This is a genomic window from Pseudorhodoplanes sp., from assembly GCF_050250235.1.
GTDB lineage: Bacteria > Pseudomonadota > Alphaproteobacteria > Rhizobiales > Xanthobacteraceae > Pseudorhodoplanes.
Genome location: NZ_JBFWPA010000037.1, coordinates 1 through 20,135 on the forward strand (window position 1 = coordinate 1; position 20,135 = coordinate 20,135).

Annotated in this window: 21 protein-coding genes; 9 read left to right on the forward strand and 12 right to left on the reverse strand. The window is 63.5% G+C overall.

Going from position 1 to position 20,135, the window contains the following annotated elements; translation table 11 throughout:
- Positions 1-756, forward strand: a 756-nt coding sequence (locus tag AB7F49_RS17200; RefSeq protein WP_428524471.1) for an MFS transporter, incomplete at its 5' end; no start/stop codon positions are given.
- Between the two features lie 240 nt (positions 757-996).
- The gene (locus tag AB7F49_RS17205) at positions 997-1,470 is read left to right on the forward strand and encodes a phosphate-starvation-inducible PsiE family protein (protein WP_428524473.1); all 474 of its coding nucleotides are present in this window, start codon (positions 997-999) and stop codon (positions 1,468-1,470) included.
- 121 nt (positions 1,471-1,591) lie between these two features.
- Here the strand turns inward: AB7F49_RS17205 and AB7F49_RS17210 are convergent, their stop codons facing one another.
- From AB7F49_RS17210 to ccoN, 9 genes are read right to left on the reverse strand one after another with little or no spacing between them, the layout of a single operon-like run.
- Positions 1,592-2,419: a universal stress protein gene (locus tag AB7F49_RS17210; RefSeq protein WP_428524474.1), complete on the reverse strand. Its 828-nt coding sequence runs from the start codon at positions 2,417-2,419 to the stop codon at positions 1,592-1,594.
- 59 nt (positions 2,420-2,478) lie between these two features.
- Positions 2,479-2,658: a cbb3-type cytochrome oxidase assembly protein CcoS gene (gene ccoS, locus AB7F49_RS17215; RefSeq protein WP_428524476.1), complete on the reverse strand. Its 180-nt coding sequence runs from the start codon at positions 2,656-2,658 to the stop codon at positions 2,479-2,481.
- Entirely contained in the window at positions 2,655-4,892 is a 2,238-nt protein-coding gene (locus AB7F49_RS17220; RefSeq protein WP_428524478.1) for a heavy metal translocating P-type ATPase, read from the reverse strand. The genes ccoS and AB7F49_RS17220 overlap by 4 nt, the downstream gene beginning before the upstream one ends.
- A complete protein-coding gene (locus AB7F49_RS17225) occupies positions 4,889-5,383 on the reverse strand; it encodes a FixH family protein (RefSeq protein WP_428524480.1) in 495 nt (164 codons plus the stop codon). Before AB7F49_RS17225 ends, AB7F49_RS17220 begins: the two co-directional genes overlap by 4 nt.
- Positions 5,380-6,906, reverse strand: coding sequence for a cytochrome c oxidase accessory protein CcoG (gene ccoG / locus AB7F49_RS17230; protein ID WP_428524482.1), 1,527 nt, complete (start codon positions 6,904-6,906; stop codon positions 5,380-5,382). Before ccoG ends, AB7F49_RS17225 begins: the two co-directional genes overlap by 4 nt.
- Positions 6,907-6,910: 4 nt before the next feature.
- Positions 6,911-7,783 (reverse strand): cytochrome-c oxidase, cbb3-type subunit III, encoded by an 873-nt coding sequence (gene ccoP / locus AB7F49_RS17235; protein WP_428524484.1) that lies wholly within the window; start codon positions 7,781-7,783, stop codon positions 6,911-6,913.
- On the reverse strand, positions 7,783-7,941 hold the full coding sequence (locus AB7F49_RS17240; protein WP_428524486.1) for a cbb3-type cytochrome c oxidase subunit 3: 159 nt from the start codon (positions 7,939-7,941) through the stop codon (positions 7,783-7,785). The genes ccoP and AB7F49_RS17240 overlap by 1 nt, the downstream gene beginning before the upstream one ends.
- Before the next feature lie 8 nt (positions 7,942-7,949).
- On the reverse strand, positions 7,950-8,684 hold the full coding sequence (ccoO, locus tag AB7F49_RS17245) for a cytochrome-c oxidase, cbb3-type subunit II (protein ID WP_428524488.1): 735 nt from the start codon (positions 8,682-8,684) through the stop codon (positions 7,950-7,952).
- Between the two features lie 6 nt (positions 8,685-8,690).
- Positions 8,691-10,325, reverse strand: a complete 1,635-nt coding sequence (gene ccoN / locus AB7F49_RS17250) for a cytochrome-c oxidase, cbb3-type subunit I (protein ID WP_428524576.1) — start codon at positions 10,323-10,325, stop codon at positions 8,691-8,693.
- A gap of 102 nt (positions 10,326-10,427) precedes the next feature.
- On the opposite strand from ccoN, the gene AB7F49_RS17255 reads away from it, so the two are divergent.
- Positions 10,428-10,949: a DUF6455 family protein gene (locus tag AB7F49_RS17255; protein WP_428524490.1), complete on the forward strand. Its 522-nt coding sequence runs from the start codon at positions 10,428-10,430 to the stop codon at positions 10,947-10,949.
- Between the two features lie 62 nt (positions 10,950-11,011).
- Positions 11,012-11,296, forward strand: a complete 285-nt coding sequence (locus tag AB7F49_RS17260) for a c-type cytochrome (RefSeq protein ID WP_428524492.1) — start codon at positions 11,012-11,014, stop codon at positions 11,294-11,296.
- Between the two features lie 133 nt (positions 11,297-11,429).
- On the opposite strand, the gene AB7F49_RS17265 is transcribed toward AB7F49_RS17260, so the two are convergent.
- The gene (locus tag AB7F49_RS17265; RefSeq protein WP_428524494.1) at positions 11,430-11,840 is read right to left on the reverse strand and encodes a hypothetical protein; all 411 of its coding nucleotides are present in this window, start codon (positions 11,838-11,840) and stop codon (positions 11,430-11,432) included.
- A 5-nt stretch (positions 11,841-11,845) separates the two neighbouring features.
- Positions 11,846-12,529, reverse strand: a complete 684-nt coding sequence (locus AB7F49_RS17270) for a helix-turn-helix domain-containing protein (protein ID WP_428524496.1) — start codon at positions 12,527-12,529, stop codon at positions 11,846-11,848.
- 155 nt (positions 12,530-12,684) lie between these two features.
- Here AB7F49_RS17270 and AB7F49_RS17275 point away from each other — a divergent pair, with 155 nt between their 5' ends.
- Entirely contained in the window at positions 12,685-14,151 is a 1,467-nt protein-coding gene (locus tag AB7F49_RS17275; protein WP_428524498.1) for a PAS domain S-box protein, read from the forward strand.
- Entirely contained in the window at positions 14,144-14,755 is a 612-nt protein-coding gene (gene fixJ / locus AB7F49_RS17280) for a response regulator FixJ (RefSeq protein WP_428524500.1), read from the forward strand. The genes AB7F49_RS17275 and fixJ overlap by 8 nt, the downstream gene beginning before the upstream one ends.
- 266 nt (positions 14,756-15,021) lie before the next feature.
- Here the strand turns inward: fixJ and AB7F49_RS17285 are convergent, their stop codons facing one another.
- Positions 15,022-15,666 (reverse strand): DUF1007 family protein, encoded by a 645-nt coding sequence (locus AB7F49_RS17285; RefSeq protein WP_428524502.1) that lies wholly within the window; start codon positions 15,664-15,666, stop codon positions 15,022-15,024.
- 81 nt (positions 15,667-15,747) lie between these two features.
- On the opposite strand from AB7F49_RS17285, the gene AB7F49_RS17290 reads away from it, so the two are divergent.
- The 3 genes from AB7F49_RS17290 to AB7F49_RS17300 all read left to right on the forward strand — a co-directional run bounded on the left by AB7F49_RS17290 (position 15,748) and on the right by AB7F49_RS17300 (position 20,091).
- Positions 15,748-16,584 (forward strand): aspartate dehydrogenase, encoded by an 837-nt coding sequence (locus AB7F49_RS17290; protein ID WP_428524504.1) that lies wholly within the window; start codon positions 15,748-15,750, stop codon positions 16,582-16,584.
- The gene (locus tag AB7F49_RS17295) at positions 16,584-17,678 is read left to right on the forward strand and encodes an asparaginase (RefSeq protein WP_428524578.1); all 1,095 of its coding nucleotides are present in this window, start codon (positions 16,584-16,586) and stop codon (positions 17,676-17,678) included. Before AB7F49_RS17290 ends, AB7F49_RS17295 begins: the two co-directional genes overlap by 1 nt.
- Before the next feature lie 163 nt (positions 17,679-17,841).
- Positions 17,842-20,091: a molybdopterin-containing oxidoreductase family protein gene (locus AB7F49_RS17300; protein ID WP_428524506.1), complete on the forward strand. Its 2,250-nt coding sequence runs from the start codon at positions 17,842-17,844 to the stop codon at positions 20,089-20,091.
- Positions 20,092-20,135 lie beyond the last annotated feature (44 nt).

Sequence of the window (20,135 nt, forward strand, 5' to 3'; positions counted from 1 at the left end):
GTCGCGCTGGAGGCGATGCTGAACTTCTCGGTGCCGCTCTACATCCAGATCGTGCAGGGCCGTTCCCCGATCGCCACTGCGATCGCGATGATGCCGTTCAACCTCACGGTGTTCTTCACCGCGATGCTGATCGTGCGGTTCTACGACCGCTTCACGCCCCGGCAGATCGGCCGCTACGGCTTCGTCCTGTGCACCGCGGCGCTGTTGTGGCTGGCCTATGTCGTGCGCAACGACTGGAGCGCGGGACCGGTGCTGATCGGTCTCGTGCTGTTCGGCATCGGCCAGGGTGCGCTGGTCACGCTGCTGTTCAACGTGCTGGTGACCGCCTCGCCGAAGGAGCTTGCGGGCGACGTCGGCTCGCTGCGCGGCACCACCAACAATCTCGCGGCGGCGGTCGGCACGGCGGTCGCCGGCGCGCTGCTGGTCGGGCTCCTGAGCGCAATCATGCTGGCGGCGATCAACGCCGCGCCCAAGCTGACGCCGGAATTGCAGGCGCAGGTCAATCTCGACAGCATCAACTTCGTCAGCAACGACCGCCTGCAGGAAACGCTGTCGAAGACGACCGCGTCACCGGCTCAGGTCGCCGAAGCGGTGCGAGTCAATACCGAATCGCGGTTGCGGGCGTTGAAGTTCGGTTTGCTGCTGATGGCGGCGCTGGCATTCCTTGCCATCATTCCGGCCGGCTCGCTGCCGAATTACCAGCCGGGCGAAATCCCCGATCCTTCGGACGAGCCGGCTGCAAAGAACACCCGTTAGCGGCCGAGGCAGTCAGAACGACAAAAAGCGGCGGTCGCGCATCACGGCGCGGCCGGACGGGTATCGCCAAGAAGCGCGTGGCGTCCAGAACGGTGTGACGTTGCTGGCCCGCGCGCGCGAGCCGGTCACTGCGACATCGATATCCGGTGCGGGATCCGCTGCAGGACCCAAGTTTCATGACCCGCAAGTGAAATCGCTGTATAGAAGCAAGCACATCAACTCGACGGATGAGGCTCCGCCATGGCGTGGAGACACGAACTCGCGGCGGCGCGCGAGCGCTGGAACCTTCTGACCTTCTACGAGAAGTTCGAACATGCGGTCATCGTCGTACTGACCGGCGTGATCGCGCTTATCATCGTCTTTGCGCTATGGAGTCTCGTGCTCAAGGTCGTGGTCAGCATCCTCGAATCAAGTTTCGATCCGACCGACTATTCCGTCTTTCAGGCCTTGTTCGGGATGATCTTCACGGTGATCATTGCACTCGAATTCAAGCGCTCGCTGCTGGTCGTTGCCGAGCGCAAGCAGAGCATCGTTCAGGTGCGCACCGTGATCCTGCTCGCGCTGCTTGCCGTGGTGCGCAAGATCATGATCGTCGACCTGGCGTCTACGGATGCACTACAACTACTCGCGCTCGCCGCCACAATCCTTGCGCTCGGTGTTGCATACTGGCTCGTCACCTACAGGGAACGCGCGCCGCGCATTCGGGAACCGTAACCGCCTGACGCGGGTTCACTTGCGTTCCTTCAACAGCGTATCGAGGTGTCGCCGCTACCGCAGGACGGCGCCGTCGGCGCTGTGCCCGGATCAATACGCCGTGCCGCGTCCCCGGGCGCGCCTAATGCGACATCAGGGTCGGCAGGGTCATGCTGGCGAGAATTTGCCGGGTGGCGCCGCCCAGCAGGAACTCGCGCCACCGCGAATGGCCGTAACCGCCCATGACGAGAAAGTCGGCGGCTCTGTCGGCCGCATAGGACAGGATCGCGTTGCCGACATCGATATCCGTGGCGGTGATCCGCTGCAAAGTGACGTTGAGCTTGTGCCGCGCAAGGTGCGTCGCCATGTCGGCACCGGGTTCCTCATCCGACTTCTCGCCGGTGGTGACGATCAGGAGTTCGACGCGCTTCGACATGGCGAGCAGGGGCGCGGCGTCGCCGATCGCGCGCGCCGCAGTCGCGCTTCCGTCCCAGCAGCAGACGACATGATCGAGCTTGACGGCGTCTCGCTGAATATAGGGTACGACGACCACCGGCCGGCCCGAGCCGAACAGGGCGGACTCCACGAAAAGGTCGTTCGGCGCGATGCTGTCGGGTTCGGGCTGCAGCACCACCGACAGGTCGAAATGGCGCGCGATCTGTCCGAACCGGTTCGCGGCATCGGCCACGAGGGCGGTGATGACCTGCTTTTCCGACAGGACGCCCTGCTTGTTTGCCGCCGCCTCGAAGCGCGTAACGGCATCCTTCGCCTGTTGCTGCGCTTCGGCGACCGCCCGGTCGATGACGTCGCCCGCGATGCCACCCATTGCGCCCGCGGGTATTGCCGGCTCGAGCGCGAACGCCAGGCCCGTCAGATGCGCACCGCATTGACCCGCAAGCGAAATCGCGAAATCCGCGGCCGGGTCTCGCGGCTGGCTCGGTGTCAGATTGACGACGATATCCTTCAGCATGACAAATTCCTCCGCGCTGCGTTCATGCGTCGAAGGGCATATTCCTGCGTTGACGCATGTCAACCGGCCGCCCGGTCGGCGGTTTCGCTGGCCCCTGGCAGGTCATCGTCATCGAGGACCCGCAAAGCGGCGCCGTCCAGATCCTCGTATTGCCCGCTGCGCAGCGACCACAGGAACGCGAACAGCCCGGCCAGGCCGAGGCCCAGCGCCATCGGGACGAGGTAGACCAGCACGTTCATGTCGGCCGCACCGCCGGGATGACCGAGACCTCTGGCAGGGCCGGCGGTGCCTGTCGTGTCCCGCGCGCACGCAAGGCATTCAGCGTCACCAGAATGGATGAACCGGACATCGCGATCGCTGCGATCAGCGGCGTGACCAGCCCGGCCATCGCGACCGGAATGGCAATCGTGTTGTAGACGATGGCGAGCACCAGGTTCTGGCGCATGATCACGCGCGCGCGTCGCGCCGCAATCACGGTGGAGAGTACCGGCGCGAGGCTCCTGCCCAGGAACACCGCATCGGCCTGCGCCTGCGACAGGTCGGTGGCGCTGATCGGCGAGATCGAGACGTTGGCCGCTGCGAGCGATGGTGCGTCGTTAAGCCCGTCGCCGATCATCAGCACCTTGCGGCCGCCGGTCTTCAGCGCCTCGATGGTGGCCACCTTCCCGGCGGGGTTGAGTCCGGCGCGCCAGTTCGAAACGCCGAGCGCCCCGGCGATCGGAGCCACGGCCTCCGCACGGTCGCCGGACAGAATATGGACGTCGATTCCGAGCTCGGCGAGTCCCCGGATGGTTTCGGCAGCATCGGGCCGCAGCGCCTGATGGATGACGAACACCGCCTCCCGATCGCCATGCCGGAACGCGATCAGGGATGCGCCGGGGTGGCGGGCGAGCAGATTGTGCGGAACCTCGACCGCGCAGAAGGCGGGACTGCCAAGCCGTGCTTCGATCCCGTCGAACATGGCTCGTACGCCGCGGCCGTGTTCTTCGGTGACGCCTTCGACCGGCGCGGATTGTGGCAGGCGCCGTGCCAAGGCCGCGGCGAGCGGATGGCGGCTCGACACCGCAAGCCGCGCCGCAAGCACGAAGGCGTCCGGGTCGATATCGTCTGCATTGAGCACGTGCGGTTCCGGCAGCGTGAGCGTGCCGGTCTTGTCGAACACCGCGACATCGGCTTCCGCCAGCCGTTCGATCCCGTCGCCTGCATTCAGGAATACGCCGGAGCGGAACAGGGCGCTCGCCGCGACCACCTGCACCGCGGGAATAGCGAGCGCCAGCGCGCAGGGGCAGGTGATGATCAGCACGGAAATTGCGGCGATCACGGCGGCATGCGCGGATTGCCCGGCCAGCATCCATCCGATGAAGGTGAATGCGGCGGTTGCATGAACCACCGGAGCATAATACGCCGCAATCCGGTCGCTGAGCTTGACGTATCGCGAGCGCGCATGCACCGCCTTGTCGAGAAGCCGATCGATATCGTCGAGGAACGTGTCGGTTCCTGCTGCCGTGACGCGCAGGGTGAGTGTGCCGTCGAGATCGATGCTTCCGGCATAGACGCGTCGTCCGGGGCGTGCCTGCGCCGGCGCGGTTTCGCCGGTGATCAGACTCTCGTCGAGACTGGCGTGACCGCCGATCACGACGCCGTCGGCTGCGATCCGCTCACCGGCGCGCACCAGAATCCGGTCGCCGGCACGCAGGGCCGCAGCGGGAACTTCCACCACTTCGCCATTATCCATCAGCCGGTGCGCGGTGTCGGACTTCAATGCCGCGAGATTTCCCGCGACGGCCCGGGTCTTGCGCCGCATCATCTGGTCGAGCACGCGCCCGCACAGCAGAAAGAAGATCAGCATGATCGCGGAATCGAAATAGGCGTGCTCGGCGGAATGTGCGGTCTCAAAGAGGGAAAGCCCGAGTGCGAGCAGGATGCCGAGAGAAATCGGCACATCCATATTGGTGTGACGGGCCTTGAGCGCATTCCAGGCGCTGCGGAAGAAAGGCTGGCCGGCATAGGCCGCGGCCGGCAGCGCGATCGCAGCCGAGATCCAGTGGAACAGGTCGCGGGTCTCGGGCGTGATGTCGGTGACGTTGCCGGACCACACCGACACCGACAGCAGCATGATATTCATGGCCGCGAAGCCCGACACCGCGAGGCAGCGCAGCAGGAATTTCGATTGCGCGCCGTCCTGCTCTTCGTCCAAACGCAGGCGGAAGGGATTGGCATGATACCCCATCCGTTCCAGGAGGCGGATGGCTTCGCCCGGGTCGAAAGCGGGGTCGTTCCAGGTCAGCGTCAGGCGACGGTTGGTGAAGTTGAGGCGCGCGTCGGCAAGGCCCTGTACCGACTTGAGAGAGCGCTCGATCCGGCCGATGCAGCCGCCGCAATGAATGCCGTCGACGACAACGTCCATGGTCTCGACGCCATCGGCCGTGCGCCGGGTGTAGTGCGAGAAATCGAGGCGCCGGCTTTCGGTCATTTCAGCACTACGCGGCTTTTGGTGCGATAGACGCGATCGCCGCCTTGCATCACTTCGAGGGTCAGAGTCCATTGCCCGGCCGCGGCCTCGGTGACGCCACGGAACTCGCCATTCGCCACGCGGGCGAGAGCGATGTCATGGTCAAGCCGCGCATTGAGCGGATGTGCGAGCCGCGCGGAGACATCGATGCCGTGGACCGGCAGCCGGTTCCTGTCCCGGATCCCGACAGAAAGCAGGGCTTCGCCTGAGGGTGTTCGGGCGATCCGGCCCTCAATCAGCCAGTTCAGCGCCGCTTGCGCCGAGGCGGCGGCCTCTTCCTGCTTGTAGGCAAGACCCGCCTTGTAGGCAGACGATGTCTCGGTGCCGGCGAAGGTCGTCACCGCAGCATGGATCATGAACGCGTTCACGGTTGCGACAATTCCGAAAAAACCGATGAAGCAGATGAGAACCGTGGTTCCTGTGATCTTGCGGGGTTGCCTGATGGCGTTCATTTCGGCCGCTCCGGTGCACGGAAATGATCTTTCGCCTGCGCCCATTCGCGCGACTCCAGATCGAGGATGTGGAACACGATCGGTGTGGAGGGCGGCGGGGCGAATTCGTAGTTGTTGACCAGGACACGGAATTCCCGAGACTGGTCCGGTCCGACCTCCACGTTGCGCGCGGCACCGAGAGGCAGCCCGACGATCTCGACCACGGCCGCCGGTACCCCCGTGACCGATACCGCGAAACGTCGCGGCTCCAGCCGCTTGTTCAGAATCCGCATGGTATAGCCGTTGCGGATCGCGCCATCGGCCATCCGCACGAAGAGCGGATTGCGGTCATGGATCACGCTCACATCGAACGCATGGCGCGTCAGCAGCGCATACAGCATGATCCCGGCGACGGCTGCGATGATCAGCGCATACATCACGGTTCGGGTACGCACGATCTTCTGGACTGGTGCCTGCCCCGCAAGGCGTCGCTGCAGGTTGACCTCGCTGTCGTAGGCAATCAGCCGCGTCGGCCGGCCGATCTTCTGCATGATGTTGTCGCAGGCGTCGATGCACAGGCCGCACTGGATGCATTCGAGCTGCGCGCCGTCACGGATGTCGATGCCGGTCGGGCAGACATTCACGCATTGGCGGCAATCGATGCAATCGCCGGCCGGGAGGCCTTCGAGGCGGAGCTGTTCGCTTTTCTTCACGGAGGCACGCGGTTCGCCACGGTCGAAGCGGTAGGCGACATTCAGCGCATATTCGTCGGTCAGCGCCGCCTGGATGCGTGGCCACGGGCACATATAGGTGCAGACCTGCTCGCGCATGTGGCCGGCGAGCGTATAGGTGGTGGCGGTCAGAAGCGCGATCCAGCCATAGGCGATCAGCGGTGCGTGCCCGGTTGCAAGGTCCCGCACCAGCGTCGGCGCATCGGCGAAATAAAGGACCCAGGCGCCGCCGGTCCACCAGGCGACCATCAGCCACAAGACATGTTTCACGCCCTTGCGCGCGATGCGCTGCGCCGTCCACGGACCCGCATCCGCCTGCATCTGCTGACGGCGGTCGCCTTCGACCAGGCGCTCGATGGTGAGGAACAGATCGGTCCAGACCGTCTGCGGGCACAGATAGCCGCACCAGACGCGACCGGCGACGGCGTTCATGAGGAACAGCGCCATCGCTGCAATGATCAGCAATCCGGTGAAGAAGTAGACTTCCTGCGGCCAGATCTCGATGAAGAAGAAATAGAAGCGGCGGCCGGGGAAATCGATCAGCACCGCCTGGTCCGGTGCGTCCGGACCGCGATTCCATCGCACGAAGGGAAGGAAGTAATAGATCGCCAGCGTGACGATCAGCACCGCCCATTTGATGCGGCGGAAGGTGCCATGAACGCTTTGTGGATAGATTTTCCGGCGCGCGGCGTAGAGCGGCTGGTCGTTGTCATGATGATCGTCGTCGGCGGGCGGTTGCGCGCCGCCCCCGGACGGACCGGGCACGGACTCGGCCCCTGCCTTCAACCGATGATCGATGACCAGCGCGACCATGGCTTTATTTCTGGCCGCCACCGAGAGTGTGGACATAGACCGCAAGCGACTTGATGGTGGTGTCGTCGAGCCGCGGTGCCCAGGCCGGCATGACGGCGCCGCGGCCATTCATCAGCCCTTCGATGATGACGTCGCGGCCGGGCCCGTAGAGCCATATCTGGTCGGTGAGATCGGGCGCACCGATCTCGCGGTTGCCCTTGCCGGCATCGCCGTGACAGGCGACGCAATTGTCGGCGAAGATTTTCTTTCCTTTGGCAAGATCGGCGCCGGACGTGACCGGAAGACCGGAAAGCGATCGTGTGAAATCGGCGACCGCTTCGATGTCGGACCGCGGCAATATCTTGTCGCGCCCAAAGGCGGGCATCGCACCCTGGCGGGTTTTGTCGTCGGTGGTCCGCACCCCATGGCGGATGGTGAAGGCAATGTCGTCGAGCTTGCCGCCCCACAGCCAGTCGTCGTCATTCAGATTGGGATAGCCCTTGGCGCCGCCGCCGCCGGCGCCGTGGCAGGGCGCGCAATTGTCGGCGAAGGCAGCGCGGCCCTGGGCGCGCGCGAAATCGAGCATCTGCTGGTCGGCGAGGACCTCGTCGAGCGAAGCCGCGGCGACCCGGTCTGCCATGGCGCCGCGCTGCGCGCGCAATGCCGCGAGGTCTTCGGCAACCGCCGCGCGCGAATTCCAGCCGAACGTGCCTTGCGCATAGGTCGTGACCAGCGGCCAGGACGGATAGACGATCCAGTAGCCGATCGACCAGATGATGGTGAGATAGAATGTCCACAGCCACCAGCGCGGCAGCGGCGTGTTCAATTCGCGGATCCCGTCCCATTCATGGCCGGTTGTTTCAGTGCCGGTGACGGCGTCGACCTCGCGCTTGGCCATCAGTCATCCTCCCGCAGCGGCATGCGCGCGGCCTTGTCGAACTTCTTCTTGTTGGCGGGCCAGAAGGCGTAGACGACGACGAGCAGGAACACCGCCACGAAATAGACGAGGCCCCAGGTTTGCGCGAACTCGGCGAGGTTTCTGTAGGTTTCGGACATGCGGCGCCTCAGCGGATATTGGCTTTGTTGTCATAGAGCTTGAAATTCACCTGCGTGCCGAGCATCTGCAGATAGGCGATCAGCGCGTCGGCCTCGGAGATCGCGCCCGGATTGCCGTCATAGTCGCGCACCTGTGCGTTCGGATAACGCTTCTGCAACGTGTCTGCATCCGGGTGATCGGTGACCGCCTGCGCGCGCAGATCGGCCGCGGCATTCGCGATCATCTCGGGCGAATAGGGGACTCCCAGTACGGCCTGCATCTTCAGGTCGTCGCCGATATGCCTGAAATCGAGTTCGGTGCGCGCAAGCCACGGATAGGCCGGCATCACGGTGCCGGGGACAACGGACTTCGGCGCGTTCAGGTGATCCCGATGCCATTCGTCGGAGTATTTGCCGCCGACGCGGGCGAGGTCGGGGCCGGTACGCTTCGATCCCCACTGGAACGGCCGGTCATACATGCTTTCGGCGGCGAGCGAATAATGCCCGTAGCGCTCGACCTCGTCGCGCAGCGGCCGGATCATCTGCGAGTGGCAATTGTAGCAGCCTTCGCGCACGTAGATGTTGCGGCCGGCGAGTTCGAGCGGCGTATAGGGACGCACGCCCGACACTTTCTCGATCGTGCTCTTGAGGTAGAACAGCGGCACGATCTCGACGAGGCCGCCAATCGAGATGACGATCAGAACGCCGATCAGAAGCACGATCGAGTTCTTTTCGAAGATGGCGTGTTTGGACCAGAGCGACATGTGAGATTACTCCGCCGGGACGAGCGCGGCCGTACCGGTCCGCCGGTGCGCTTCCTCCTGTTCGGGGGACGCGACCGTCATCCAGAGATTGAAGGCCATGATCAGCGCGCCGGCGAGGAACAGGATGCCGCCGATCGCGCGGATGACATAGAAGGGATGCATCGCCTCGACGGTCTCGATGAAGGAATATTCGAGGAAGCCGAGGCTCGTATAGGCGCGCCACATCAGGCCCTGCAGGATGCCCGACACCCACATTGCCGAGATGTAGAGCACGATGCCGATGGTCGAGATCCAGAAATGCCAGTTGACGAGCTTGAGCGAGTAGAGTTCGCGCCTGTGCCAGAGCCACGGCACCAGGCAATAGATCGCGCCGAACGAAACATATCCGACCCAGCCGAGTGCGCCGGAATGAACGTGGCCGATGGTCCAGTCCGTGTAATGCGAGAGCGAATTGACCGCCTTGATCGACATCAGCGGACCCTCGAAGGTCGACATGCCGTAAAAGGCGACCGACACGACGAGCATGCGAAGCACCGGATCGGTGCGCAGCTTGTCCCATGCACCGGACAGCGTCATCAGGCCGTTGATCATGCCGCCACATGACGGCATCCACAGCATGATCGAGAAGGTCATGCCGAGCGTCTGCGCCCAGTCGGGCAGGGCGGTGTAATGCAGGTGGTGCGGCCCGGCCCAGATATAGAGGAAGATCAGGGCCCAGAAGTGAATGATGGAGAGCCGGTAGGAATAGATCGGCCGGTCCGCGCGCTTGGGGATGAAGTAATACATGATGGCGAGGAAGCCGGCGGTCAGGAAGAAGCCGACCGCGTTGTGGCCGTACCACCATTGCACCATGGCATCCTGCACGCCGGACCAGACGATGTAGGATTTCGGCGAGAAGATCGAGACCGGGATCGCGGCATTGTTGCCCAGATGCAGAACCGCGATGGTCACGATGAAGGCGAGATAGAACCAGTTCGCGACATAGATATGCGGCTCGGAACGCCGCATCAGCGTCACCAGGAACACCATCAGGTACACGACCCATACGATCGTAAGCCACAGGTCCGCGTACCATTCCGGCTCGGCGTATTCCTTGCTCTGGGTGATGCCGAGCAGATAGCCGGTGCCGGCGATAACGATGAAGAAATTGTAGCCCAGCACGACGAACCAGGGTGCCAGTTCGCCTGCCAGCCGCGCGCGGCAGGTGCGTTGCACCACATAGAATGAGGTTGCCACCAGCACATTGCCGCCGAAGGCGAAGATCACCGCGGAGGTGTGCAGCGGCCGGATACGGCCGAAGGAGAGCCAGGGCAGGTCGAAGTTGAGAACGGGGAAGGCGAGTTCGAGCGCCGCCCAGACGCCGACGGCAAATCCGGCGATGCCCCAGAACATCGCCGCGACCGTCGCGAACTTGACCGGGCCCATATTGTAGTTGGGCTTGCCGTCGATGGTCAGCGGCGCGGGTGCGGCGGGCCGGTTGTAATAGCGCTCGACGATCGCAAAGACCGCGGCCGCACTTCCCGCCGCGAACAGCGAGGCATGGAAGGCGTATTCGGGTGTGTAGGCCATCGCCGCGATGAAGAAGGATGCGAAGGCGGTGCCGGCGAATGTGAGCGCGAGCCCGCCTTCGCTGACCGTCATCGACTTGAGAGTCGCAGGTGCCGTCGTCTGTGCCATGGAACAACCGTGCTCGATCAGTGCCGATCAATCTGCGTGCACCAATGAGCCCGGAGGCCGCGAGCCATGTTGATCGAGGTCAACGGGCAGCGGAAAAAAGCGCGCGCGCCGTTGATGCATCTCAACGCCACCGACCTGCAAGTCTGCGATACGGATTTCACCAACAGCAGGAGGCGAGCCATGGCTTCGCAGACAATCGGGAATTCGGGCTTCTTCAACGCAATCGGCACGGCCTGGAACCGCTACCGCAAGCGCCGCGCGGCCATCGCCGAGCTGCAGGCGCTCGACGGCGCCGAACTTGAGCGCATGGTCCAGGATGCGGGGCTGACGTTCGGCGATCTGGTCTCGCTTGCCAGGCAGTCCGGCGAATCGGCGGCGTTGCTGTATCGCCGCCTCGAACAGGCGGGCATCGATTTCCGCGCGATCGACCAGGCCGTGCTGCGCGACATGCAGCGCTGCTGCTCGCTTTGCGACAGCAAGGCGCAATGCGCGCATGAACTGGAGGACCAGCCGAAGGTCGCGAGCTGGCCGCAATATTGCCCGAACCGGCTCACCATCGAAGCGCTGGGCGCGGCGAAATGCCATTGATCGGCCGCACACGATTCCGCCGCACGACCGCCGCGACGATAAGCGCCGGGGCGGTCGCTGCCATGGCATGCCTTTCGCCCTCGGCGCCGGCGCTGGCGCAAGGCGCGCAGCGCGGGGTCGTGATCGCGCGCACCTATTGCATGCAGTGCCACGCCATCGACAAGGTCAGCCCGAGCCCGTTGGCGATTGCGCCGCCCTTCCGCGATCTGCACAAGAAGTATCCGGTGGAAAGTCTCGAGGAATCGCTGGCGGAAGGCATCGTGACCGGCCATCCGGCGATGCCGGAATTCCGGTTCGACACCGGACAGGTCCGCGATTTCATCGCATTCCTGAACACGCTCAAATAGCTGGCTTCACGCATCGGACGGTGGCAATTTCACTCCCGGAATGCGCGTGCAAAGAAAAAAGAGCGGCCCCGAGGGCCGCTCTTTCGCTTTTCCTTGTTCCGGCGGGGCGGAACCATCGCACCGCTCCGCATCGCTAGACCGGCTCGACCGAAATCACGCGGTAGGTATGCGTCGCATCGGCTTCGCGCACGGACACATACTCGCCGATTTCGAAGCGCTCGTCCTGGAAGTGGTAGCCGGCCTCGTCTTCTTCGTCGCCGCGAATGTCGTATCGAAATGCCCAACTCCCGCCCGGCCGGTGCACGAGATGCCCGACATCGTCTTCCTCGCCGGGACGGAAGCGCACGACACGGCACGCATCGCGATGCTCCTTCCATGCCTTGGCATCGAAGCGTCGCTCCTGATCCAGCGGAGCGACAATGATATAGCCACGGCCGGCGCTGCCGGCGGGATGGGCCTTTTCACGCGCAAGCTCCAGCCGGATCTTGCGGAAGCTGCGTGGCAGAGCACGGATCGGGGCTGTTGTTGAGGTTGCCATGGTCATTGGGCTCACGAATCGAGATTGATCAGAGCCTGCCGGTTTCGCAGGATCATGCGCCGCGAGGTTGCAAGTTCGATCGCGGATGTCTGCTGAAACTGGGTCAGCGTGCGCGATACCGTCTCGATTGTGAGGCCGAGATAGTCGGCGATGTCCTGCCGCGACATCGGCAGTTCGACGGCCTCGCCGGCGAGTCGGTTGGAAATGTCGATCAGGAACGATGCGACGCGTTCCTGAGCCGTCTTCACCAGCAGCATGGCATGGCGGCGGGCCTGCTCGAGCTCCCGCGCGGTGTGCGTCCAGAGCCGGTTCGATACGTCCGCATCCTTGCCTGCGGCGGCGAGCAGAGCCGAGCGCCGGACCACCGCGATGGTCGACGCCGAGACCGCCTCGGCCGATGAGGCGTGATGCGAGCCGATCTCCATGCCGAAGACATCGCCGGGGAAATAGAAGCCTTCGATCTGGCGGCGGCCGTCCTGAAGAATCTTGTAGACCCGGACAGAGCCGCTCAGCACCTTATAGACATAATCGGCTGGCTCGTTTTCGCCGTAGATTTCGACGTCCTTTGCGAAAGACATCCGTGCCCCGGTCAATTCGACCGATCCGAACAGGGTGTGCGCGGACGGCTCGGGAGTGTGCTGGACGAAAGGAGCGCGGGCTAGAATTTGCGATCGCGTGGCTGCTTCGATGTGCATGGCGTGCTCCTGAATGAACCCTGCAGTCCTGTTACGAGGTGCCGACGCCTGCGAAAATTCGGATATTCCACCTAAGGGCAATCCCGGAGGTGCCCGGCCCGATGGGTTGGGCTTAGGCTTCAGGCTATTGTAAAAACAAAAGAATCGGATTTCCCATGTCGGCTCTCACCGCGCGCAATTGGATCGCCCTTGGCCTGGTCGCGGCACTGATCGCGGTCACGCTGGCCGCGCGCGTGATGCTGTTTCCGCAAGTCGAGGGCGGGTCGGTCTATCTGTTCCTGGTGCCGGTGGTTCTCGTCATCAGCGCCCTCGGCGGTCCGCTGCCGGGATGCCTGGTTACCGGACTGATCGTTGGTGTCGAAGTGTGGTTTTCCGGAGCGGCGCTGTCGCGAACCGGCATCGTGGATGCGGCCGCGTTTCTTGCGATTGGATTTGGTCTCGCCTGGCTGGGCGGACGCATTCAGTCCGCCAGGCAGGCCGTGGAGGCGACCAATCTCGATCTGGTGGCGCGCGAGGCGCATCTGAAATCGATTCTGGACACGATTCCGGACGCGATGATCGTCATTGATCCGAAGGGACGCATTCAGTCCTTCAGTGCCGCGGCCGAGCGCCTGTTCGGACACAAGGCCGTCGACGTTCTCGGCAGGAATGTCAGCATGCTGATGCCGTCGCCCTATCGCGAAGGCCATGATGGATATATGGAGCGGTATCAGCGCACCGGAGAACGCAGGATCATCGGCGTGGGCCGGGTCGTGGTCGGCGAGCGCAAGGATGGATCGACGTTCCCGATGGAGCTTGCGGTCGGGGAGATGAAATCGAAAGACAAGCTGTTCTTCACCGGGTTCATTCGCGACCTTACCGAAAGGCAGCAGACGGAAGGCAGGTTGCAGGAATTGCAGGCGGAACTCATTCACATTTCGCGCCTCACCGCGATGGGGGAGATGGCGTCGACACTGGCGCACGAACTCAATCAACCGCTGTCCGCGATCTCGAACTACCTGAAGGGTGCCCGCCGCATTATCGACAGTCCGGCCGCGGATGCGCAGAAGCTTGTGGCCGAGGCACTCGACAAGGCGAGCGAGCAATCGCTGCGTGCCGGACAGATCATTTCCAGGCTGCGCAACTTCGTCGCGCGGGGGGACGCCGAGCGCAAGGCCGAGAGCCTTTCCAAATTGCTGGAAGAGGCGAGCGCGCTGGCACTGGTGGGAGCCAAGGACCAGGGGGTCAAGGTCCGCTTCGATCTTGATGCCGGCAACGACCTTGTCTTCGCCGACAAGGTTCAAGTACAGCAGGTTGTGCTCAATCTGATCCGCAACGCCATCGAGGCCATGTCCGAAATGCCGACGCGGCAACTGGTCATCTCCTCGGTTCCCGACGGTCACCGCATGGTGCGGGTCAGCGTGTCGGACACCGGCAGCGGACTGTCAGCGGACATTCTGCCCCAGTTGTTCCAGCCTTTCGTCACCACCAAGCGGCAGGGCATGGGCGTCGGACTTTCGATCTCCAAGACCATCGTCGAGGCGCATGGCGGACGGCTCTGGGCCGAACCCAATCCGAACGGCGGCACGGTTTTTCACCTCACCCTCAAGCTCGCGGGCGGCGAGGATATTCGCGATGCCTGATCAGAAACTCGTTCATGTCATCGACGACGACGACGCGGTCCGGGACTCCCTGTCGTTTCTCCTGCGCGCGGCCAATTTTGATGTCGCGACCTATCAATCGGCGGCACAGTTTCTGCAAACATTCACGCGGGACATGAATGGCTGTGTGATCACGGATGTGCGGATGCCGGATGTCAGCGGTCTCGATCTGCTCCGCCGGCTGCGAGAACTGGCCTGCACCGTTCCGGTGATCGTCATGACCGGCCATGGCGACATTCAGCTCGCGGTCGAGGCGATGAAGGCGGGGGCGCTCGACTTCCTCGAAAAGCCGTTCGATGACGAACGCGTTCTGGCTGCGGTGCGCCAGGCGCTGGAAGCGCGGCGTGCCGACAGCGAGCGCTCCGGGCGTCGCAGCGAGATCGAGGAACGGCTGGCAAGCCTGTCGCAACGCGAGCGCCAGGTGCTGGACGGGCTCGTCGCCGGCCTGCCGAACAAGACGATCGCGCATGACCTCGGCATCAGTCCGCGCACGGTCGAGGTCTATCGCGCCAATGTCATGACCAAGATGCAGGCCGGGAGCCTGTCGGAACTGGTCCGCCTGGTGCTGCTGGTTCAAGCCTCCTGACCACGGCAACGGCAACATTTGATCCTGATCAAGGCCGGACGGCGGAAACCGGTCAGTTTTGCTCGATGAATCAGGAATTGCCGCCGCTAAGGCTTTGCCCGCGCTGCAGGATTACCATGCAGGCCGAGCGCTCGACGCTCGCTCACGGCTACGACAAATTCACGTGCCTGCGTTGTGATCTGATCCTGTCCTATCGACGATCACAGGTTTCGCCGATGGAGGAAAAGTCCGGCACAACGAAGACCTGAGCGCCCGTGGTCGGCAGGTCACGGCTTGGCGCATTGCATCGCAATGATTGTTGCAAACTGGGCGGCCCAGTCTTCGTTCGCCGACAGCGACCGGAAAAACGATTCATCCACAGCTTTCGGCTGTTCTGTGTTCTTGACGGACAGCCTGCAATTGGGCGCCGCGCCTTCGAGTCCGGCAGCATCCGAGTCCGCAGGCGAAAGCGCGACGTAATAGCTTGGATCGTAGATGGAGAGCGTAACGGTTTCCGCCGGCGCCGGCTCGATGACCGGAAGCGTGAACTGCAGTTCGAGTGCCTCGTCGCGCATGTCGAGTGCGTAGCTTGACGGATCGGCGAGAGGAGTGTCCCGGCCGTCGATCGTCGCACGCGTGAAATAGCCGTATGATTTGAGAGACTCGACATAGCGCCTTGCCAGCGGTGCGAGTTGCTCGCGTGTTGGAGCGCCCTTGCCGTCGCCGAGCCCGGAGATCGAGAAGGTCGAGAACATCTCGTCGAATGTCCAGGTATGGCGGATGCCCGTGATGGCGCCGTCGGTGACGATGATGCCGACCTTGATCCTTGCAAAGACGTGGGGATGCGCATTCGCCGCCTGCACCAACGGCGGTCCGGCGAGGATTGTCCCGAGCAGCAGCCGACCAAGAGCTAGGCGCGCATTTCGACCCATGTTTCCACTGACCAATCGCGCTTCTACGAACATGAAGCGCAGCGCTTGACCCGGGCAATGCGAACCTTAATGTTTCATTTCATGACTGGCAATCCATCTCCCGCCCGAATCGGGCTGATCGGTTTCGGCGCTGTTGGCCACGAGGTGATCCTGTGTCTGGAACGACGCGGCGAGATCGCCCGGGTCGTCGGGGTTCTCGAACAGCCGGAACAGGTTGCGGCCGCCTCCGCACGAGCGGCCGGCCGCTTTCCGGTCGTCGGCTCGATCGGCGAACTGATGGCGGCTCAGCCCGATATCGTCATCGAGGCGGCCGGCCATGGTGCGGTCTTAAGCTTTGGCGCCGAAATTCTCTCGCAAGGCTGCGACCTGCTGGTCGCGTCCACCGGCGCACTCGCGGACCAGAAGTTTGGCCGCGAACTCGCCGATGCCGCGCGTGGCACGGCTGAAATCTGGATCGCCGGCGGTGCGGTTGCCGGGATCGACGGACTGCTCGCTGCCCGCACCGCGGGCATGAACAACGCGAGCTACACGTCGCTGAAGGAACGCAAGGCCTGGAACGGTACGCCGGCGGAACAGCTGCTCGACGACCGTGCCGATTCCGAGCGGGTCATCTTCTTCGAGGGCAGTGCGCGCGAGGCGGCGATTCTGTATCCGCAGAATGCCAATGTGGCGGCAACAATCGCACTTGCGGGGCTTGGACTTGATCGTACCCGGGTGAAACTCGGCGCCGATCCGCATGTCGCGGGTCCGCTCGGGATCATCGAGGCCGACGGCGATTTCGGCTCCTTCCTGTTCGAGATACTGGCGCTTGCCTCGCCCACCAATCCGAAGACGTCAGCGCTGACCGGACACAGCCTGGTGGTAGCGGCGTGCGACGGGATGCGCTTTCGCGCCCGCGATCTGTTGAAGGCGTCGTGATGGCGCCGTCCCTTGCCGAAAGGGATTCGGCGTCGGAGCCCAATCCCATTCTGGTCGAGGTATGGCGCGGCAATGTCGTGGAAAGCGTCCATCGCGGCGCGATTTCGGTGATGTCGGACCGCGGAGAAAGCATTGCGGCAATGGGCGATATTGCCCGCCCGGTATTCCCGCGCTCGGCGGTCAAGATGATCCAGGCGCTGCCGCTGATCGAAAGCGGCGCCGCGGATCGTTTCAGGCTGACCGACGTGCAGGTTGCGCTGGCCTGCGCTTCGCATAGCGGGGAGCGCGAGCATGTGCGAACGGTCGAAAGCTGGCTGAACATGATGGCGCTCACCCCCGGCGCGCTCGAATGTGGCGCACATGCGCCGTTCGATCGCGGCGCGGCCGACGAACTCGTCAGAAGCGGAGTGGCTCCCAGCGCGCTGCATAACAATTGCTCCGGCAAGCATGCGGGTTTTCTGGCGACCGCCATGCACGCTGGCGACGATCCGCATGGCTATGTCGAGGCGTCGCATCCGGTCCAGCGCCGCGTGTCGCTGGCGCTCGGCGAGATGATGGGAGCTGACGTCGCTCTTGCGCCGTGTGGTACCGACGGCTGCGGGATCCCGGCCTTCGCCGTTCCCTTGCAGGCCATTGCTCTGGGGATGGCGAAGCTTGGCAGCGGACATGGATCGGCCCCGGTTCGTGCTGCGGCGTCGCGGCGGATCGTGACCGCGATGATGGCTCTGCCCTGGCTGGTCAGCGGGACGGGTCGTTTCGATCAGCGTGCCATGATGCTGGGCGGCGGGCGCTTTGCCACCAAGATGGGGGCGGAAGGCGTCCATGCCGCGATCATTCCGGGCCGGGGACTCGGTATCGCCATCAAGATCGATGACGGAGCGCAACGCGCTGCGGAAGTGGCGATGGCGGCGGTGCTGGTGAAACTTGGTGTTCTTGATGGGGGGGAGGCCGAGGCACTCTGCCGGGTCCGACTGCGCAACAGCAAGGGTCGCGAGGTGGGACGGATCGTTGCAGCGGGCGAGGGGGACGGTTCGTCGACACCGCGCCGGAACGGATTCGTCGGAGTGAGCCGGGCATCTGCTGAGGCCGGCTAACTTTCGGCGCCCAAGTGGTGAAGCGCCTGGCACAGAGGCCGCGAAACGCCGGCTCGGCCGAAAGCGACAATTCGCGTTGTTTCGCACTGCAAAACGTGATATTAAACATGAAACGTTAGCGCCGCCGGGCCGCCTTCCCTCATCGAACAGGAGAGCATCCTCCGTGACACTGCAGACCCCAACCCCCGAACGCACCGTCGGCGGCGAAATCGTGGAGCAAATCAAGGCGGTATGCCGGATGTGCCATGGCGGCTGCGGGACCATCGTCGAGCGGGTGAACGGCACCATCCGGCGCGTTCTGGGAGATAAGGACAACCCCATCAACCGCGGCGCGCTGTGTTCCAAGGCCGGTGCTGCCTCGGTCGAGCAACTCTATCACCCGGGCCGCCTCGATTACCCACTGATCCGGGCCGGCGAGAAAGGCGAGGGCAAGTGGCGGCGCGCCAGCTGGGATGAGGCGCTCGACTTCATCGCCGAGAAGATGAAAAAGATCAAAGCCGAGCATGGTGCCGAAGCGGTGGCCTTCGGCCGCGGCACAGGCATCAACAACACCCATATCGTCAGCCGCCTCGCCAATCTGTTCGGCACGCCGAACATCACCGCGATCGCCTATTTCTGCTATGGACCCCGGGTTGCCGTTTCGAAGGTTACCGCTACGGGCACCTATTCCCAGAAAGGCTGGGACACCACGCCGATCGCCGATTTCTACGGCAAGCCTGCCTGCATCGTGCAATGGGGCTCGCAGAAGCGCACCAGCAACGATCACGGTCTGATCGGCCACACCCCGCTGACCGACGCACTGAACCGCAAGCCGGTGAATATCGTGGTCGATCCGCGCAAGCCAAAGCCTGCCGGCGCGGTTGACATGTGGCTGCCGCTCCGCCCGGCAACCGACGCTGCCATGGCGCTCGGCTGGATGAATGTCATTATCGAAGAGGAACTTTACGACAGGGAGTTCTGCGAGAATTATTGCCACGGCTTCGAGGAGCTTCGCCAGCGGGTGAAGGATTACCCGCTCTCGAAGGTTGCCGACATCACCTGGTGCGATCCCGAAATGATTGCGCACGCGGCGCGTACCTATGCCACGACCAAGCCGGGCTGCATCGTGTGGGGCAACGGCACCGATCAGCTCGGCAACAACACGTTCCAGGCGACACGCTCCCTTCTCATCCTCATGGGTCTCACCGGCAATCTCGACGCGCCGGGCGGCAATGCCTTCTATCCCGCCGGCAAGCTCAATTACTTCGAGTTGTGGGACAAGCTGCCCCCGGAACAGGCGGCGAAGCGTCTCGGCGGCGACCGCTTCAGGGCGATCAACATGACGCCTTACGCCTACGCACATCCTCCGGCGCTGTACCAGACCATCCTCACCGAGAAGCCGTATCCGGTGAAGGCCTATATCGTGGTCGGCAACAATACGGTGACCTGCTTTCCGAATACCGGGCGCATCATCGAGGCGATGAAGAAGCTCGATCTGCTGGTTGTGCAGGACATTTTCATGACGCCGACGGCGGAATATGCCGACGTGGTTCTGCCGGCGGCTGGCAACCTCGAGCGTGAGGAGCCGCGCTTCCACCTTCTCACCAAGGGGCCGCAGGCAACCTATTTTGACCTGGTGTCGCGCAAACTTGCCGAGTTGGGAGAGCGCCGCTCGGACTGGGAATTCATCATCGGACTGGGCCGCAAGCTCGGCTACGAAGACTATTTCCCGACGCTCGAGCAGTTCGCGAATGAGGGGCTCGCCCCCATGGGAATCACCTGGGACGACCTGAAGAAGAAGCCGCACGGCGTCGAGGTGCCTGTCGAATATTACAAGTACAAGAAGATGGGTTTCGGCACGCCGACCGGAAAATTCGAGATGTATTCCACCATGATGGAAGAGTGGGGTTACAATCCGCTTCCGGAGCATGTCGAGCCGCCGGAAAGCCCGGTTTCGACTCCGGATGTCTACAAGGACTTTCCGCTGATTCTGAACACCGGTGCAAAACAGCCGATGTTCTGGCACTCGCAGGGTCGTCAGCTGAAATCCCTTCGCTCACTCAACACCGAGCCGATCGCGGAGATGCACACGCAGACGGCCAAGGCGCTCGGGATCAAGAAAGATGACTACATCTGGATTGAAACCAAGCGCGGCAAGCTCCGCATGAAGGTGACGGTCAACGAGCAGACGCACGAGAAGGTCGTCACCATCCCGCATGGCTGGTGGCTGCCCGAGGAGCCGGGTCCCGATCACGGCGTGTTCGAGGTTTGCTCGAACGTCCTGGTCGATGACGAACTGGACAATTGCGACGTGGTGCTGGGTTCCAGCCCGCTGAAGGCGATGCTCTGCCGCGTGTCCAAAGCCGAAGCACCGGCGCGCACGGTCACCCAGCGCTGGAATGAGTCTCTCACACGCATGGATGCCGCCGAATAACGCGGGTTGCAGGGACGGTATTCCCGGCCTTTAATGCATCGCCG

What these genes read in the sequence shown, in the direction of transcription:
- ccoS (WP_428524476.1), bottom strand. Translation starts at nt 2,658, where the DNA reads ATGAACGTGCTGGTCTACCTCGTCCCGATGGCGCTGGGCCTCGGCCTG.
- ccoP (WP_428524484.1), bottom strand. Translation starts at nt 7,783, where the DNA reads ATGGCCAAGCGCGAGGTCGACGCCGTCACCGGCACTGAAACAACCGGC.
- AB7F49_RS17255 (WP_428524490.1), top strand. Translation starts at nt 10,428, where the DNA reads ATGTTGATCGAGGTCAACGGGCAGCGGAAAAAAGCGCGCGCGCCGTTG.
- AB7F49_RS17220 (WP_428524478.1), bottom strand. Translation starts at nt 4,892, where the DNA reads ATGACCGAAAGCCGGCGCCTCGATTTCTCGCACTACACCCGGCGCACG.
- AB7F49_RS17210 (WP_428524474.1), bottom strand. Translation starts at nt 2,419, where the DNA reads ATGCTGAAGGATATCGTCGTCAATCTGACACCGAGCCAGCCGCGAGAC.
- AB7F49_RS17205 (WP_428524473.1), top strand. Translation starts at nt 997, where the DNA reads ATGGCGTGGAGACACGAACTCGCGGCGGCGCGCGAGCGCTGGAACCTT.
- ccoN (WP_428524576.1), bottom strand. Translation starts at nt 10,325, where the DNA reads ATGACGGTCAGCGAAGGCGGGCTCGCGCTCACATTCGCCGGCACCGCC.
- fixJ (WP_428524500.1), top strand. Translation starts at nt 14,144, where the DNA reads ATGCCTGATCAGAAACTCGTTCATGTCATCGACGACGACGACGCGGTC.
- AB7F49_RS17265 (WP_428524494.1), bottom strand. Translation starts at nt 11,840, where the DNA reads ATGACCATGGCAACCTCAACAACAGCCCCGATCCGTGCTCTGCCACGC.
- ccoG (WP_428524482.1), bottom strand. Translation starts at nt 6,906, where the DNA reads ATGGTCGCGCTGGTCATCGATCATCGGTTGAAGGCAGGGGCCGAGTCC.
- AB7F49_RS17225 (WP_428524480.1), bottom strand. Translation starts at nt 5,383, where the DNA reads ATGAACGCCATCAGGCAACCCCGCAAGATCACAGGAACCACGGTTCTC.
- AB7F49_RS17285 (WP_428524502.1), bottom strand. Translation starts at nt 15,666, where the DNA reads ATGGGTCGAAATGCGCGCCTAGCTCTTGGTCGGCTGCTGCTCGGGACA.
- AB7F49_RS17275 (WP_428524498.1), top strand. Translation starts at nt 12,685, where the DNA reads ATGTCGGCTCTCACCGCGCGCAATTGGATCGCCCTTGGCCTGGTCGCG.
- AB7F49_RS17260 (WP_428524492.1), top strand. Translation starts at nt 11,012, where the DNA reads ATGGCATGCCTTTCGCCCTCGGCGCCGGCGCTGGCGCAAGGCGCGCAG.
- AB7F49_RS17240 (WP_428524486.1), bottom strand. Translation starts at nt 7,941, where the DNA reads ATGTCCGAAACCTACAGAAACCTCGCCGAGTTCGCGCAAACCTGGGGC.
- ccoO (WP_428524488.1), bottom strand. Translation starts at nt 8,684, where the DNA reads ATGTCGCTCTGGTCCAAACACGCCATCTTCGAAAAGAACTCGATCGTG.
- AB7F49_RS17270 (WP_428524496.1), bottom strand. Translation starts at nt 12,529, where the DNA reads ATGCACATCGAAGCAGCCACGCGATCGCAAATTCTAGCCCGCGCTCCT.
- AB7F49_RS17295 (WP_428524578.1), top strand. Translation starts at nt 16,584, where the DNA reads ATGGCGCCGTCCCTTGCCGAAAGGGATTCGGCGTCGGAGCCCAATCCC.
- AB7F49_RS17290 (WP_428524504.1), top strand. Translation starts at nt 15,748, where the DNA reads ATGACTGGCAATCCATCTCCCGCCCGAATCGGGCTGATCGGTTTCGGC.